Annotated in this window: 14 protein-coding genes; 6 read left to right on the top strand and 8 right to left on the bottom strand. The window is 68.8% G+C overall.

Annotated elements, in window-relative coordinates:
• Positions 1–50: 50 nt before the first annotated feature.
• The gene (locus tag L3Q65_RS28295; RefSeq protein WP_237597126.1) at positions 51–1121 is read left to right on the top strand and encodes a DUF6670 family protein; all 1071 of its coding nucleotides are present in this window, start codon (positions 51–53) and stop codon (positions 1119–1121) included.
• Here the strand turns inward: L3Q65_RS28295 and L3Q65_RS28290 are convergent.
• Complete coding sequence (locus L3Q65_RS28290) at positions 1102–1695, bottom strand: TetR/AcrR family transcriptional regulator (protein ID WP_237597125.1); 594 nt, start codon at positions 1693–1695, stop codon at positions 1102–1104. The two genes, L3Q65_RS28295 and L3Q65_RS28290, sit on opposite strands and share 20 nt — an antisense overlap.
• A gap of 130 nt (positions 1696–1825) precedes the next feature.
• Here L3Q65_RS28290 and L3Q65_RS28285 point away from each other — a divergent pair, with 130 nt between their 5' ends.
• Both L3Q65_RS28285 and L3Q65_RS28280 read left to right on the top strand, forming a co-directional pair.
• A complete protein-coding gene (locus L3Q65_RS28285) occupies positions 1826–2665 on the top strand; it encodes an alpha/beta fold hydrolase (protein WP_237597124.1) in 840 nt (279 codons plus the stop codon).
• A 637-nt stretch (positions 2666–3302) separates the two neighbouring features.
• The gene (locus L3Q65_RS28280; RefSeq protein ID WP_237597123.1) at positions 3303–4733 is read left to right on the top strand and encodes an APC family permease; all 1431 of its coding nucleotides are present in this window, start codon (positions 3303–3305) and stop codon (positions 4731–4733) included.
• A gap of 13 nt (positions 4734–4746) precedes the next feature.
• Here the strand turns inward: L3Q65_RS28280 and L3Q65_RS28275 are convergent, their stop codons facing one another.
• Positions 4747–4977: a hypothetical protein gene (locus tag L3Q65_RS28275; protein ID WP_182890133.1), complete on the bottom strand. Its 231-nt coding sequence runs from the start codon at positions 4975–4977 to the stop codon at positions 4747–4749.
• A 133-nt stretch (positions 4978–5110) separates the two neighbouring features.
• Here L3Q65_RS28275 and L3Q65_RS28270 point away from each other — a divergent pair, with 133 nt between their 5' ends.
• Both L3Q65_RS28270 and L3Q65_RS28265 read left to right on the top strand, forming a co-directional pair.
• Positions 5111–6328, top strand: a complete 1218-nt coding sequence (locus L3Q65_RS28270) for a sensor histidine kinase (protein WP_237597122.1) — start codon at positions 5111–5113, stop codon at positions 6326–6328.
• 48 nt (positions 6329–6376) lie between these two features.
• Positions 6377–6994, top strand: coding sequence for a response regulator (locus L3Q65_RS28265; protein ID WP_220506923.1), 618 nt, complete (start codon positions 6377–6379; stop codon positions 6992–6994).
• A 248-nt stretch (positions 6995–7242) separates the two neighbouring features.
• On the opposite strand, the gene L3Q65_RS28260 is transcribed toward L3Q65_RS28265, so the two are convergent.
• The 3 genes from L3Q65_RS28260 to L3Q65_RS28250 all read right to left on the bottom strand — a co-directional run bounded on the left by L3Q65_RS28260 (position 7243) and on the right by L3Q65_RS28250 (position 10815).
• Positions 7243–7842, bottom strand: coding sequence for a MarR family winged helix-turn-helix transcriptional regulator (locus L3Q65_RS28260; RefSeq protein ID WP_182890135.1), 600 nt, complete (start codon positions 7840–7842; stop codon positions 7243–7245).
• Between the two features lie 101 nt (positions 7843–7943).
• The gene (locus L3Q65_RS28255) at positions 7944–9299 is read right to left on the bottom strand and encodes an aspartate aminotransferase family protein (RefSeq protein WP_182890136.1); all 1356 of its coding nucleotides are present in this window, start codon (positions 9297–9299) and stop codon (positions 7944–7946) included.
• A 13-nt stretch (positions 9300–9312) separates the two neighbouring features.
• Complete coding sequence (locus tag L3Q65_RS28250; RefSeq protein WP_237597121.1) at positions 9313–10815, bottom strand: CoA-acylating methylmalonate-semialdehyde dehydrogenase; 1503 nt, start codon at positions 10813–10815, stop codon at positions 9313–9315.
• Positions 10816–10937: 122 nt separating this feature from the next.
• On the opposite strand from L3Q65_RS28250, the gene L3Q65_RS28245 reads away from it, so the two are divergent.
• Positions 10938–12491, top strand: coding sequence for a PucR family transcriptional regulator (locus L3Q65_RS28245; protein WP_237597120.1), 1554 nt, complete (start codon positions 10938–10940; stop codon positions 12489–12491).
• On the opposite strand, the gene L3Q65_RS28240 is transcribed toward L3Q65_RS28245, so the two are convergent.
• Genes L3Q65_RS28240 through trpB form a run of 3 tightly spaced genes read right to left on the bottom strand, consistent with a single transcriptional unit; the run spans position 12465 to position 15108 of the window.
• The gene (locus L3Q65_RS28240; protein ID WP_182890139.1) at positions 12465–13199 is read right to left on the bottom strand and encodes a GntR family transcriptional regulator; all 735 of its coding nucleotides are present in this window, start codon (positions 13197–13199) and stop codon (positions 12465–12467) included. The genes L3Q65_RS28245 and L3Q65_RS28240 overlap by 27 nt on opposite strands.
• Before the next feature lie 41 nt (positions 13200–13240).
• Complete coding sequence (gene trpA / locus L3Q65_RS28235; protein ID WP_237597119.1) at positions 13241–13954, bottom strand: tryptophan synthase subunit alpha; 714 nt, start codon at positions 13952–13954, stop codon at positions 13241–13243.
• Entirely contained in the window at positions 13951–15108 is a 1158-nt protein-coding gene (gene trpB / locus L3Q65_RS28230) for a tryptophan synthase subunit beta (RefSeq protein WP_237597118.1), read from the bottom strand. The genes trpA and trpB overlap by 4 nt, the downstream gene beginning before the upstream one ends.
• Positions 15109–15165: the final 57 nt, after the last annotated feature.

Genomic DNA, 15165 nt, shown 5'->3' with positions numbered 1-15165 from the left:
ATTGACCCTTGGGTAACTTACTCTAGGGTAATAGTTGTTGAGGAGGAAAGATGAGCATGCTGACCGCTGCCGCCCCGTTCGTGGTGAACAAGGTGCTCCCTCGCTTCGACCAGCGGATCGAGGAGTCCGCGAAGCCGTTCGACCGCCCCGGTCTGCTGCGGCCGCATGCGGGCTCGCGGACCTGGGCGTGGACGCACTACGGCATTTTCGTGCCGGAACTGCCGCGGCCGCACCGCTACCTCAACACCATGACGCTGATCGGCAGCACCGGCGCGGTCTGTTTCGACAACGACTACCTCGCGACCTCTGACGCCCGCCGCACCACGACCGTGCTCTCCTCCACTGCCGCGCCGGGGCACCATCACTACCAGGCTTACGATTCCCGCACCGAATGCCGCTTCGCCGAGGACGGTTCGCGACTGGAGTGGGATTCGGATCTGGCTGTCGAAGCAGCGCATCCGTCGTATCAGGTCCACGCGCGGTACGCCGGATTCTCCGCGGACTTGGCGATCACCGCGACGCCGCAGGTCTCGTGGTTCGTGCGCAATCCGGCGTACGACCACTTGAGCTTGCTCGCCAGCTTCACCGGGATGATCACTGACGACACCGGTGAGACTGAGATCGGCGGCCTTTGCACTGTTGAGTACGCGCGATCTCTTTCGCCGCAAGCACTTCGGCGTTCGCCATTGCCGCAGCGGTTCAAGTTGCCGATCGACTTCTTCACGTATCAGATCATCAATCTCGATGAGCGGACGCAACTGTTGCTCACCGATGTTCGCGCGGCCGGGGCGACGGCTTGCCGGCTCGCGCACTTGCGCACCCTTGACGGCGCCGCGGCGGTGTACCGGGAGGTGCGGGTCGAGGTAGCGCATCGGGCCGAGCCGGAGGTTGATCCGCGGGGGCGCGAGATGCGGGTTCCGGAGCGGTTCCGGTGGACGGTGCGGGATGGCGCGGAGGAGGTCGTGGCGGTGGAGGCGGTTGTGGACAGTCCGCTGCGGTACGGCCATGGGCGCGGTTATGTCGGTGCTTACACGTATTCTGGCGCGTTTCGGGGGCGGCCAGTGTCGGGGAGCGGGTATTTCGAGTGGGTGGACTGCGAAATCAGCCGCGCAGGGAGGTGAGGATGCGGGCGCAGCGCTGGGTGGTGGTTTCGGCGGGTTCTTCGGGATGCTCGAGCCACCAGGTGACCGTAGCGGCGACCGCGCCGTACCAGATGCGGGCGAACAGAGAGGCGTCGGCGGGGTCGGCGAAACCGGCTGAGGCCAAGGCTTCCTGGGTGCCTTCCGCGCCGAGTGTGGAGAGTTTGCGGCGGTAGGCGCGGGCCGCTTCGTCCACTGCGGAGCCCGGGGGCAGCGTCGGGTCCCAGAGGACGGCCCAGTCCAGGCGGCGGGGTTCCAGGGTGCGGAAGATCGCTTCCAAGGTGCCGAGGGCGCGGTCCAGGCCGGTGCCGGTTTGCGCTTCGGTGACGGCGTCGACGAGCGGGGCCGCGCCGCGGTGGAGGCAGGCCAGGTAGAGGCCGTCTTTGGACTCGAAGTAGCCGTATACCAGCGGTTTGGAAATTTCCGCCCGGCGGGCGATGGCGGCTACCGAGGCGTGGGCGTAGCCCTGGGAGCCGAACTCCTGGACGGCGGCATCGAGGATCAGCCGCTCCCGTTCAGGACGCGGCATTCCTTTGCTGCCTGCCGAATTCGCCACGGCTCAAGCATAGCTGATGGGGTTCGCGGCGCGTTTCAGTCCATTGTGGACCTTATGGCGAGATGATCGGGTAGGCTGCTCGCACGGGTCTTACGAGGCAGGGGAGCTTGCTGTGGCTAGTCATCATCTTGTGCTTGACGGCGCGGACATCGTTTACGACGTGCACAACCAGCCGCTCTCGGAGGGACGGCGGCCGTTGATGATGATCGGGCAGCCGATGGACGCCAGCGGGTTCACGACGCTGCTGTCGTTCTTTCCGGATCGGACGGTGGTCACTTACGACCCGCGGGGACTCGGCCGGAGCACCCGGTCCGACGGCGGCACGGAGAACCGGCCCGAGGTGCAGGCCGGGGATGTGCATGCGGTGATCGAGGCTCTTGGAGTGGGGCCGGTTGACTTGTTCGCCAGCAGTGGCGGGGCGGTTACCGCGTTGGCGTTGGTTGCCGGGTTTCCGGGGGATGTCGTGACCTTGGTGGCGCACGAGCCGCCGGCGATTTTCGCGTTGCCGGATGTCGAGGCGGCCAAGCGGGCCTGCGATGCGATGACTGAGGTGTATCTGGCCCGGGGATGGGGATACGGGATGGCTGCGTTCATCGCGATGACCAGTTGGACCGGGGAGTTCACTGAGGAGTACTTCGCGCAACCGGTCGCCGAGCCCGGGCAGTTCGGGATGCCTGCGGCGGATGACGGCAAACGGGATGATCCGTTGCTGTCTGAGCGGTCCCGGCCGGTTATTGATTACGTGCCGGATGTCGCTGCCTTGCGGGACGCGTCTACTCGGGTTGTGTTCGCGGTGGGGGAGGAGACTGGGGATACGTTTACCGGGCGGACCGTCCGGGCTCTTGCCGGTCGGGTCGGGTCCGGGGTGACTGTGTTTCCCAGTCATCACGGTGGTTTTCTTGGCGGGGAGCACGGGTATGCGGGGGAGCCGGAGGCGTTTGCTGTTCGGTTGCGGGAGGTGTTGGGGTGATTGCTCGTCGCCTGGCGGCGACATTGCTGTGGGGTGGTTGCGTGGGGCACCCCGTTAGCTCATTGTGCTGACGGTTCGGGGGTGCTTGTCAAGGCGGGAAAGATGCCTTGACAAGCACCCCCGAACCGCAGGGCGGCTTTGTATCGGGGTTGGGGGAGGGCTGGGTGCCTCGATGGGTGGGTGCAGCGGCTGCGGTTTGTTGCGCGGCTTGGGTGTGTGGGTGCGTGAGGGGGGCGGGGTGCGGTTAGCGCCCCAATGTGGCATTGGGTGCGTGGGATGCACCCAATGTGGCGTTCGGTGCGTCGGACGCACCCAATGCCACATTGGGGCGGATCCCGGCGGGCGGGTGTTGGGCGGCGGTCTGTGAAGGGGTCCTTGAGGGAATCCTGTTCCGTGAGGGGCCCCTTGAGGGAATCTAGGGTCGGGAAGGGGGCCTTCACGCGCGGTGGCGGGTCGGTGCGGGGAACCCTGAGGCGATCAGAGTCGATGAGGGTTCCCCGCACGGACCTCGGGGAGGCGGCGGGGGTGCGCGGATTGGCAAGACCTCTGCCTGCGGCGACAAGGGCGATCGGGTGCTCGGCAAGCACACTGGGACGCTGCGGGGCAACGGGAGCCTCGTGCGGATCGGGAGGCCTGGATGGCACAGCAGTCGACACCGGAGGCTGTCGGAGGGCAGCTTCGCGCTAACGCGCTTGGCACTGGCGGGATCGCGTTTCTCGTGCTCGCCGCGGTCGCGCCGTTGACCGGGATGGTGGTGATCGCGGGGCTCGGGATCGCGCTGGGCAATGGCGGCGGGATGCCTGCGTCGTTCCTGATCGCTGGGATTGTGTTGCTGCTGTTCGGTGTCGGGTACGCGCGGATGAGCCGGTACGTCTCCAACGCTGGTGGATTCTACGCGTATCTTACCGCGGCGTTAGGGCGTCCGGCGGGGCTGTCCGGGGCGTTTGTGGCGTTGGCTGGGTATAACTGTTTCGTGGCGGGGGCGGTGGGGACTTCCGGTGCGTTGACGGGGGGCGTGGTCAACCGGGTCTTTCATTTGGACTTGCCGTGGGAGTTTTGGGCTGCGCTGTCCGTCGTCGCGGTGTTTTTGCTGAGCCGGCGCGGGGTGGACGTTTCGGCGAAGGTGCTTGCGGTGTCGCTGATCCTCGAGGTCAGCATTCTGGTCGTGTTCGACGTCGCGGTGCTCGTGAAGTCCGGGTATTCGCTCAGTGCGTTGTCGCCTGCGGTCGTCACGTCGGGATCTATTGGGCTTGGGTTGTTGTTTGCTGCCACCTGCTTTATCGGGTTCGAGGCGACTGCGTTGTTCAGCGAGGAAGCGCGCGACCCGAACAAGTCGGTGCCGCGGGCTACCTACATCGCCGTGATCGCGATCGGGGTGTTCGCGGCGGTTACCTCGCTCGCGTTGGTGAGCGCGATCGGGGTGGAGAACGCGAAATCCGTGGCGCAGGATCATCTCGCGGCGGGCGACCTGCTCCTTGCTACCTCGCAGGACGTTCTCGGGACCGTGCTTACCGATGCCATGCAACTGTTGCTCGTGGTGAGTTTGTTCGCCGCGTTGCTGGCGTTGCACAACTCCGCTAGCCGGTACATCTACGCGCTTGCGAGGGACGGTGTGCTGCCGAAGGTGTTGGGGCGTACGGTTTCCGGTACGCCGCGTAATGCCAGTGCGGCGCAGATCGGGTTCGCGACACTGGTGGCCGCGGTCTTCGCGGTGCTCGGGCTGGATCCGGTCGCGTTTCTGACGTCGTCGATGACTGGGTTCGGGACGTTGGCGATCCTCGTGTTGCAGGCGATGGCGTCGATCGCGGTGGTGGTGTTCTTCCGGCAGCGGCGGGATCCGCATTGGTGGAGCACGTTTGTCGCGCCGGGGCTGGGCGGTGCGGGGCTGATCGGGGTGATTGTGCTGGCGGTCCTGAACTTTCCGACGATGGCGGGGTCCGACGCGGCGTGGATCGGGTTGCTGCCGTGGTTGCTGCCGATCCTGATTGTCGCGGGGCTGGCGATGGCGGAGTATCTGCGGCGGAAGCGTCCGGAGACTTATGCGGCGCTTGGGCCGGAAGTGCATTGAGTCTGAAGTGGACTCAGCTTTTCGCCTTGGTGCGGTCGTGGGCCCAGCCGGCCAGGGCCATTCCGGCCAGGGTCAGCACGACCAATGCGGCGAGCTGCCCGCCCCAGCCGCCGGGGACCCAGTCGATGATGCCCCACAATTGGCGCGCGTCGTGGTCGAAGAAACTGCGGATCGCGGCTTGTGCGGAGACGACGGTGATGACCATTCCGACGATCTGCACTGCTGAGTAGCCGCCCTTGCTCATGTGTTCTCCCTGAGTTCGTGGTGCCCTCAGTGTGTCGGCCGCGGCTGCGGTGCGCATCGGACCTGCGGAGTCAACCTGGGCCGACCAAAGTCGAGGGTTACTACTTTGGTCTAGGGCGCGGAGTGTGCCGTGGGTGGCTGCACAGCGACGGCCGATCGGCGAAGATGGGCTGGTGATCGTTTCGCAGGTCAAGCTCAAGCCGTGGCAGCACGGGTGGCGGCTGGTCGTGGCCGCGCTGCTCGGAGCGGTTGCCTGGCTGGCGGTCGCTTCCTCGCTGCCGCCGGGATACGAGGACCTGCGGACCGAGTGGCTGCTCTTCGGGGATCCGGTCATCGGGCTCGGCTGTCTGGTCGCGTCGATGTGGCGGCGGAAGTATCCGCTCTCGGTCGCGACGGGAGTGGTGATCGTCTCGGCGGTGTCGGCGTCCGCCGGGGGAGCCGCGCTGCTCGTGCTCGGGTCGCTCGCTACCCGGCGCCGGCCGCTCGAGACCACCTTTATGGCGTTGGCGTGCGTCGGTACCGCGGCGGTCACCGAAGGGCTCTACCCGCGCGGTTCCGATCCGGATCCGTGGTGGCTGTCCCTTTCGTTCATCGTGTTGATCACCGGCATCGTCGTGGCGATCGGGGCGGCGATCGGGGCGCGGCGCGAGGAGTTGCAGTCGCTGCGGGAACGTGCGGAGAGCGCGGAACGCGAGCAGGTCGCGCGGGCGGCTGAGGCGCGGATCGTCGAGCGGCACCGGATCGCACGCGAGATGCACGACGTCCTCGCGCATCGGGTTTCGCTGGTCGCGATGCAGGCTGGGGTGCTGGGGCATCGCACCGATCTGCCGCCTGCGCAGGCGTCAATGCTGGCCAGGGGGATCGCTGACGGCGCACATCAGGCGCTGGAGGAGCTGCGGGAGGTGCTCGGGGTCCTGCGGGCCAGTCCGGGCGGGCTTGAGCCGCCGCAGCCGTCGCTGGCGAATCTGCCCGCGTTGGTCGCGGACGCGCGGGCGCTCGGGGTGAACGTCGCCTATACCCCGGAGTCGGTCGGGACGCCGCCGGATCTGCTTGCGCGCACGGTGTACCGGATCGTCCAAGAAGGACTGACCAATGCCGGAAAACACGCGCCTGGAGCCGAAGTGTGTGTCACCGTTGCGGGAGGAGAGGGCGAGGGGCTGCGCGTGACGGTGCGGGATTCCGGCGCGACGAAAAGCGTGACGCCGCCGCCGTCGGCCGGGTTCGGGTTGCTGGGGCTTTCCGAGCGGGTCGAGCTCGCCGGCGGTGAACTTGACCATCACGCGGACCCGGACGGCGGGTTCGTGCTGACCGCGTGGCTGCCGTGGCCTGCCCGCGGCGAAGGGAGCGAGTGAGTGGACCGGGTGCGGGTCGTGATTGTCGACGACGATCAGCTGGTGCGGATGTCGTTGCGGCTGATGCTCGACGGTGAAGCCGACCTGGAGGTCGCGGGCGAGGCCGCGGACGGCGACGCCGCGATCGCCGAGGTCCGCCGGCTCCGGCCGGACGTGGTGCTGATGGACGTGCGGATGCCCGGCCGCGACGGGCTGAGCGCGACCGAAGCGATCCTCAGCTGGCCGGACCCGCCGCGGATCCTGGTGCTGACCACGTTCGATTCCGACGAGATGGTGCTCGGCGCGCTGCGGGCCGGCGCGCTCGGGTTCGTGCTCAAGGACACTCCGCCGCCGGACATCCTGGCCGCGGTGCGCGCGGTCGCCGACGGGAACCCCGCGCTGTCCCCGGCCGCCACCAGCCGGTTGATCACCGCGGCGATGGGGCCGCAGTCGTCGGAGACCCGGCGCGCCGCGCGGGAAGCGGCTCAGGCGCGGCTGGCCGCGTTGACCGAACGCGAACGGGACACCGCGCGGGCGATCGCGGAAGGGCTGTCGAACGCCGAGGTGGGCGCGCGGCTGCACATCAGCGTGGCGACCGTGAAGGCGCACACGAGCAGCCTGTTCGCGAAGCTCGGCGTGGTGAACCGGGTGCAGATCGCGCTCGTAGTGCGCGACAGCGAGGAATAGCCAGAATTAGCGACGGAATGCGAATGCCTTCACTATGGCTGGAATATTCCTGCGGTAATTTACACCGGGTTCGAGCACATCCGCGAGGAGCTCGGTTCCGTTTCCGGGCAAGCGGTTTACGGTGTGCTTCCGGACGTCGAACGCGTCGATCTCCCGCCCGCGGAGGAAAGAGGAGCGATGACCTTCGCTGACAACACCGACTCGTTGACTGCCGCGGCAGGCGCTCTGACCGGTCGCTGTGCGGTAGGTCAGGCCGTCGCCTGCTCGTGTTCTGGGCAGTCGGTGCGCAATTCGGTCAGTGCCAAGGGTTTCCGCATCAGGTGGCAGTGGTGCGGGGCTTCCGGGTCGGGGTGCTCGTTCGGTCCGAAGAACCGGCACGTCGTGCACACCCGGGCGACGCTGATCGCACCGCTGCGCTGCAGGTCCGCGATCACCCGCAACAGCGTGTGCAGCGTCGTGGCCCGGTCCTGCTCCGGCAGCGCGGCCAGCGAGCCCACCAGCTGTTCGTCCCATGCCGACAACTCGGCGGAGACCTGGAAGCCGCGGGCGGTGAGGGTGAGCAGGCGGCGGCGTCCGTCCGAACCCGGTGAGCGGGTGAGGAGTCCTTTGCGTTCCAATGCGCTGACCGCGTCGGACATCGTCGGCGTGGTCACGTCGAACTCCGCGGCAAGTGCGTTCACTTCGCGACGCGGAGCGGGATGGCGTGCCAGAGACAGCACCGCTTGTTGCTGCAGCGGCGAAAGGCCCTGAGTGCGGGCGCTGCGCTGGGAAAGCGCGCGCAGGCCGTTCCCGAGCCGCTCGATGGCGTCGGCCAGCCGCCGGTCGAGGCCGGGTTCGTGCTCGGGCATGCGCGCCGCCTCGCGGTTAGGACTCCTTGTCACCATGATAAGCGACGGCACGGAAGAAGGCCGGGACCAGACGGTCCCGGCCTCCTCCCTCGCCAGGTGGCTCAGACGAGTTTTTGCGCTTCGAGCAGGGTGTCTCGCAGGATCTGTTCGATTTCGTCGAACTCCGCCTGTCCCGCGATGAGCGGCGGGGCGAACTGGACGACGACGTCGCCCCGGTCGTCCGGACGGCAGTAGAGGCCGCGGTCGAACAGCGCGCCGGGCAGGAAGCCGCGGACGAGGCGTTCCCGCTCGTCGGCGTTGAACGTCTCGCGGGTCGCCTTGTCCTTGACCAGTTCGACCGCCCAGAAGTACCCGTCGCCGCGGACGTCGCCGACGATCGGCAGGTCCAGCAGCTTGTCGAGCGTCGAGCGGAACGCGTCCTGGTTGTCCAGCACGCGCTGGTTGAGACCCTCGCGTTCCATCAGGTCGAGGTTCGCGAGCGCGACCGCGGCCGACACCGGGTGCCCGCCGAAGGTGTACCCGTGCGGGAAACCGACCTTGGGACCGAGGAACGGCTCCATCACCCGGTCGGACGCGATCATCGCGGCGATCGGGCTGTAGCCGGAGCTGAGGCCCTTGGCGCAGGTCAGCAGGTCCGGCTGGAGGCCGAACTTCTCGCTGGCGAACGTCGTGCCGTGCCTGCCGAACGCGCAGATCACCTCGTCGGCGACCAGCAGCACGTCGTGCCGGTCGCAGATTTCCCGCACCCGGGCGAAGTACCCGGGGGGCGGCGTGAGGCAGCCGCCGGAGTTCTGCACCGGTTCGAGCACGACCGCGGCGACCGTGTCCGCGCCCTCGAACAGGATCGCTTCCTCGATCCGGTCCGCGGCCCAGCGGCCGAACGCTTCGAGGTCGTCGGCGAACTCCGGATGCCGGTACAGGTTCGTGTTCGGCACGCGGAAACCGCCAGGGGCGAGCGGTTCGAAGTCCTTCTTCATCGCGGGCAGCCCGGTGATCGCGAGCGCGCCGTGCGGGGTGCCGTGGTAGGCGACCGCGCGGCTGATCACCTTGTGCTTGCCGGGTTTTCCGGTCAGCTTGAAGTACTGCTTCGCGACCTTCCACGCGGACTCGACCGCTTCGCCGCCGCCGGTGGTGAAGAAGACGCGGTTGAGGTCGCCCGGTGCGAGGTGCGCGAGCCGTTCGGCCAGTTCCGCCGCGGGTTTCGTGGCATAACCCCAAATCGGGAAGTACGCCAGCTCGTTCGCCTGCCGCGCGGCGACCTCGACGAGTTCGCGGCGGCCGTGCCCGGCCTGGACGACGAAAAGCCCGGCGAGCCCGTCGAGGATCTTGCGGCCGCGGTCGTCCCACACGTGCACGCCCTCGCCGCGGGTGATCACCGGGACCGGCGAGTCCGGGTAATTTCCCATGCGGGAGAAGTGCATCCAGAGATGCCGGGCCGCTGCTGACTGAGTGTCCATCGCTGATCCCCTCTCAGACGTTCCGCGGGAAGCCGAGGTCGAGCCCGCCCTGCTCCGGGCCCGGCCAGCGGGTGGTGACGACCTTGGCGCGGGTGAAGAAGTGCACGCCCTCGCCGCCGTGCGCGTGGGTGTCGCCGAACAGCGAGTTCTTGCGGCCGCCGAACGAGTGGTAGGCCACCGGGACCGGCACCGGCACGTTCACGCCGACCATGCCCGCCTCGACGTCGGCGGAGAACCGGCGGGCCGCGCCGCCGTCGTTGGTGAAGATCGCCGCGCCGTTGCCGTACGGACCGGCGTTGATCAGTTCGATCGCTTCGGCGAACGTCTCCACTCGCACCACCGAAAGGACCGGGCCGAAGATCTCGTCGGTGTAGATGGGCATGTCCGGGCGGACGTGGTCGAACACCGTCGGGCCGACGAAGAACCCGTTGCCGTCCGCGTCGAATTCGCCTTCGCGGCCGTCCAGCACCAGCGTCGCGCCTGCTTCGGCACCGGCGGCGATGTAGCCGGACACTCGGTCCTTCGCCGCTTCGGTGACCAGCGGGCCCATGTCGCAGCCGCGGGTGCCGTCGCCGGTGACCAGCGTTTTCGCGCGGTCGGCGATCCGCGGCACCAGCGCGTCGGCGACGTCGCCCACCGCGACCACGACCGACACCGCCATGCAGCGTTCGCCCGCGGACCCGAAACCGGCGCTCACCGCCTGGTCGGCGACCAGGTCGAGGTCGGCGTCGGGCAGCACGACCATGTGGTTCTTCGCCCCGCCGAGGGCCTGGACGCGCTTGCCGTTCGCGGTGCCGGTCTCGTAGACGTACTGTGCGATCGGCGTCGATCCGACGAACGAAACCGCCTCGATGTCCGGGCTGTGCAGCAACGCGTCGACGGCGGTTTTGTTGCCGTGCAACACGTTGAACACGCCTTCGGGCAGACCGGCTTCGCGCCACAGTTCGGCGAGCCAGTTCGCGGCGGTCGGCACCTTCTCCGACGGCTTCAGCACCACGGTGTTCCCGGCCGCGATCGCGATGGGGAAGAACCACATCGGGACCATGGCGGGGAAGTTGAACGGCGAGATGATCGCGACCGGGCCGAGCGGTTCGCGCAGCGACGTGACGTCGATGTCGGTCGACGCGTTGGCCGTCGCCGCGCCCTTGAGCAGTTGCGGGATGCCGCAGGCGAACTCGACGACCTCCAGGCCGCGCGCGACTTCGCCCGCCGCGTCGGAGAGCACCTTGCCGTGCTCGGCGGTGATGATTTCGGCCAGTTCGGAGGCGCGCGCGTCGAGCAGTTCGCGGAACCGGAACAGCACCCGGCTGCGCTTGGCCAGCGAGGTCTTGCGCCAGGCGGGGAACGCGGCTTTCGCGGCGGCGATCGCGGCCTCGGCGTCCGCGGCCGAGCCGAGCGGCACGCGCGCGGTGACCTTCCCGGTCGCCGGGTTCGTGACGTCCCCGTAGCCGTCCGGCGAGCCTGCTGCCTCGCCGCCGGCGATCCACTGGGACAGCGTCGGCACGGAATCGCTCATCGAGCCACCTTTCTTCCTGGTATTCGCCCTCTGAGGGTGCCTCCCGGACGGGTCGCGGGTAACCGACGAACCGTCGGTTTGCCAGGGTCTGGCTTTACATATCGTCGGGTTATCCTGACGGCGTGCACCTGACCCTGCGAGACGTGCTCGAGCTGCCCGTGATGGCCGCCGGGGCGCCGGTCGTGCGCTCGGCGGCGGACGCGGTCGACGTGCCGGTGCGATCGGTGCACGTGAGCGAGCTGAGCGACGTCGCCGGGACGCTGACCAGCGACGTTCTGGTGCTCTCCATCGGGAGGGCGTTCACCGAGCCGGGCTTCGACGCGGTCGCGTACGTGCGGTCGCTGCGGGACGCCGGTGCGATCGGGCTGGTCGTGGAGCCGGGGCAGCATCTGAAGTCGTTGCCCGACGCGCTGGTGCAGGCCGCGCGCGCCGCGCGGTTTCCGCTGGTGGAGCTGCGCAGCACGGTCCGCTTCATCGAGGTGACCGAGATCGTGCACGCCCGGATCGTCAACGCGCATTACGAGCGGTTGCGGCTGGCCGAGCGTGCGCACGAAGCGTTCAGCACGGTCGGCTCGGCTTCGCAGGCGCCGGACGCGGTCCTCGCGCACGCGGCGGACTTGATCGGGCTGCCGGTCGTGCTGGAAGACCGGACGCATCGGGCGCTCGCGTTCGCCGGCGTCGGTTCGGCGGAATCGCTGCTGCGCGATTGGCCGGCCCGGTCCCGGCGGGTGCCGTTTTCCGCGGCGACCGAGGTCGGCGGCCCGGAGGGCTGGATGTGCACGCCGGTGGGGCCGCCGCGCGAACGCTGGGGCCGGCTGGTCGTGCCCGCGCGGTCGGCGGAGCAACCGGCGGCGTGGATGGTGCTCGAACGCGCGGCCGAGGCGTTGACCGTGGGGAAGCTGCTGGAGCGTTCGCCGCTGTCGGTGGAAATCGAGGCGCAGGGCGATTTGCTGCGGGATCTGCTGCACGGCGCGGACGAGGGTTCGGTCCGCGCGCGGGCGCGGGCGTTGGGGCTGGCCGCGGCGGCGTACTACGCGGTGCTGGTGTGCCGTCCGGTCAAGGCTGGGCAGGAGCGGGCGCTGCTGGACGCGGTGCTGACCAGTGACGGGATCGGCGGTGTGCTGGCGGAGGGCCGGGTGGCGGCGGTGTTCCCGTGTTCCTCCGCGGCCGCCGAAAAAGCGTTGCTGGAGCGCGTGGTCGCCGGGGTCCCGGCTGGACTGGCGGCGGCGTTCGGGGCGGCCGGGCCGGTGCGCCGGCTTGGCGAGCTACCGGCGGCGTTGCAAGAGGCGGTGCATGTCGCGGACGTCGAATCGCCTGGTGCGCCTGGACTTCGGCGGGCTGGCGACCTGGGGGTGCGCGGATTGTTGTGGTGGTTGCGGGAGCATCCGCGGCTGCACGAGTTCACCGAGGCGCAGCTGCGGCCGTTGCTGACGCTGCCGGAACCGCGGGCCAGCCGGGCGTTCGCGACGTTGCGGGCGTTTGTCGAGTCGGGGTACTCGATGACGGAGTTCGCCAAGGCGTTGAACCTGAGTCGTCCGGCGGCGTATTCGCGGTTGGCGACGATCGAGCGGTTGCTCGGCGTGGACTTGTCCGATCCGGACACTCGGCTTTCGTTGCACCTGGCGGTTTTGGCGCACGGGCACCGGGATTCAGCTTCCGGCGCCCCAGCGCAGTGACAGCCGGTCGGCGGCGCGCTCGGTGCTGATGTGCATCATGCTGCCGAGAATGGTCGCGCGGTCGATGACGACGATCGTGCCGTCCGGGGTGCTCGTGGTGCGCTCGCTGACCAGGACCGGGGTGCTGACCGGTTCGTCGAGCAGCCGGGCGAGCTTGTCGTCGAGGGCGTCCGGGCGGATGGTTTCCGCGGCCCGATCCACCATGATGTCCAGTTCGGACAGTGCGGTGTAGAGCGAGGTGGTGGTGAAATCGGTGTCCCGCAAGCGTTCTCCGTGCGGCGGAGCGATCCACGAAACCTGGTGGATCGCCCGGCGGCCGCCGAACTCGCGCACTCGTTCCAGCCGCAGACCGGAATCCGCGGCCCGTGCTTGCAGCCGGGCGGCGATGCGTGCGGGCAGCCGTCGTACCGACTGGCTGACGACCTCGGTGCGCACGACGTAACCCTGATCGCGCAAGTCCTCGGTGAAGCTGCGCAAGGAGCCCAGCTGGTACGAGGCCGGTGTCGGCGCCACGAAGGTGCCGCGGCCGGGTTGTTGCACGATCAGGGCTTCGTCGCTGAGTTCGCGCAGCGCCTGCCGGAGCGTCATGAGCGTGACGCCGTAGGACGCGCTGAGCTCCCGCTGCGGCGGCAGGGCCTCGCCGGGCGCGTACTCCCCGGCACGGATCTTCGCGGCGAGATCCGCGGCGATCGCTCGGTATCGGGCCATGCGCGTCCGTTCTGGTCCGGTTCTGCGGGGACCAGCGGATTCTAGTCCAGCGCGGCTCGCAGGGTCGCGACGTACTCGCCGACCTCCGCCGGACCGGCGCCGTCGAGCACCCGCCGCATGATCGCCGCGCCCACGATCACGCCGTCGGCCACCTTGGCGGCCTCGGCGGCATGCGCTGGTCGCGAGATGCCGAAGCCGACCAGGATCGGCTGGTCGGTGGCGTCCTTCAGCCGGGTGGCCAGGTCGATCGCGGAGGCGGGCAGGTGATCGCGTTCGCCGGTGGTGCTCATCGACGAGACGGCGTAGACGAAACCTCGGCTCCGCGCGGCGATCTCGTGTGCGCGGTCGGTTGGCGTCGCGGGGGAGACCAGCAACGCCAGTTCGATTCCCTCCTCGATCGCGGGCACTTCCTCCAACGGCAGGTCCGGCACGATCAGGCCGGCTACTCCGGCTTCTTTCAGTTCGGTGCAGAAACCCTTGCGGACGGCCAAGTTGGCGTAGGTGCTCACGATGATCGGAACGTCCACTGTGGTCTCTGACAGTGCACTGAGGACACTTCGCGGAGTCGTTCCGTCAGCGAGAGCGACGTTGGACGCCTCCTGGATGGTCGGGCCGTCGAGCGTCGGGTCGGAGAACGGGATGCCGACTTCGATCGCGTCCGCACCGGCCTCGACCATCGCCGGAAGATAGTCAGTCCACTGTGGAGTGACGCCGCCGGTGAGGTACGGCATCAGGATTTTGCGGTCGGTTTTCATGCGCGGGACTCCTCGGAGCGGGCGATGAGCGTGGTGATGTCCTTGTCGCCGCGGCCGGACAGGGTGAGCAGAACAGTCGAGCCAGCAGGGAGATCCGGTGTGCCGGCGGCTTCGGCCACCCAGGCGAGCGCGTGCGCGGATTCGAGCGCCGGGATGATCCCCTCGGTACGAGCCAATTGCGCGGCCGCGGCGACCGCTGCTTCGTCGTCGACCGCGACATATCGAGCCCGCCCGAGGTCGCGCAGGTGCGCGTGTTCCGGCCCGACGCCGGGGTAATCCAGTCCGGCGGCGATCGAATGGGCTTCGCGGATCTGCCCGTGCTCGTCCTGGAGGAACAGCGACCGCGAACCGTGCAGCACCCCGGCCTGGCCGAACGTCGCGCCCGATCCGCCGATCGCTTCCACGCCGACCAGCCGCGCGCTGGTGCCGGCGAATCCGGCGAACGTGCCCGCCGCGTTGGATCCGCCGCCGACGCACGCGACGACGTAATCCGGCACGGTCATGTGCTGCTCGCGGGCCTCGTCGCCGATCACGCGCTGGAATTCCCGCACCATCCACGGATACGGATGCGGTCCGACGACCGAGCCGAGGCAGTAGTGCGCCTCCTCGGTCGAGCTGACCCAGTGCCGCATCGCCTCGCTGGTCGCGTCCTTGAGCGTGCGGCTGCCGGTGCGCACCGGGACGACCTCCGCGCCGAGGTAGCGCATGCGGAACACGTTGTGCGACTGGCGTTCGACGTCCTGCTCGCCCATGAAGACCGTGACCGGCAGGTCGAGCAGTGCGCCCGCGGTGGCCGTCGCGACGCCGTGCATCCCGGCTCCGGTCTCGGCGATCAGCCGCCGCTTGCCCATCCGTTTCGCGAGCAGCGCCTGACCGACCGCGTTGTTGATCTTGTGCGATCCGGTGTGCGTGAGGTCTTCCCGCTTGAGCGCGACGGTTACGCCGAGTTCCGCGGACAGCCGCTCGGCGGGCGTCACCGGCGTTGGCCTGCCGACGTGCCGGGCGAGCATCGTCTGGAGCTGGTCGCGGAAGCCGGGGTCGGCCCAGGCCTTCTCGAACGCGTCGGCGACTTCGAGGCAGGCGGGCACCAGCGATTCCGGCACCCAGCGCCCGCCGTACTCCCCGAAGCGTCCTTTCCGGGTCGGGGTGCGCATGGGGCATCTCCTTAGAGTTCTATAACTGTCCCCGCTGTTATAGAACTCTTGGCGGCG

It is taken from the genome of Amycolatopsis sp. FU40 (genome assembly GCF_021903635.1).
Classification (GTDB): domain Bacteria; phylum Actinomycetota; class Actinomycetes; order Mycobacteriales; family Pseudonocardiaceae; genus Amycolatopsis; species Amycolatopsis dendrobii.
This window is presented reverse-complemented; position numbering and strand designations above follow the sequence as displayed.

Bases quoted from the DNA above. Each gene is read 5' to 3' on its own strand.
- L3Q65_RS28295 (WP_237597126.1), top strand. From the start codon at position 51: ATGAGCATGCTGACCGCTGCCGCCCCGTTCGTGGTGAACAAGGTGCTC.
- L3Q65_RS28240 (WP_182890139.1), bottom strand. From the start codon at position 13,199: ATGGCCCGATACCGAGCGATCGCCGCGGATCTCGCCGCGAAGATCCGT.
- L3Q65_RS28260 (WP_182890135.1), bottom strand. From the start codon at position 7,842: ATGCCCGAGCACGAACCCGGCCTCGACCGGCGGCTGGCCGACGCCATC.
- L3Q65_RS28280 (WP_237597123.1), top strand. From the start codon at position 3,303: ATGGCACAGCAGTCGACACCGGAGGCTGTCGGAGGGCAGCTTCGCGCT.
- L3Q65_RS28255 (WP_182890136.1), bottom strand. From the start codon at position 9,299: ATGGACACTCAGTCAGCAGCGGCCCGGCATCTCTGGATGCACTTCTCC.
- L3Q65_RS28275 (WP_182890133.1), bottom strand. From the start codon at position 4,977: ATGAGCAAGGGCGGCTACTCAGCAGTGCAGATCGTCGGAATGGTCATC.
- L3Q65_RS28265 (WP_220506923.1), top strand. From the start codon at position 6,377: ATGTCGTTGCGGCTGATGCTCGACGGTGAAGCCGACCTGGAGGTCGCG.
- trpA (WP_237597119.1), bottom strand. From the start codon at position 13,954: ATGAAAACCGACCGCAAAATCCTGATGCCGTACCTCACCGGCGGCGTC.
- L3Q65_RS28250 (WP_237597121.1), bottom strand. From the start codon at position 10,815: ATGAGCGATTCCGTGCCGACGCTGTCCCAGTGGATCGCCGGCGGCGAG.
- trpB (WP_237597118.1), bottom strand. From the start codon at position 15,108: ATGCGCACCCCGACCCGGAAAGGACGCTTCGGGGAGTACGGCGGGCGC.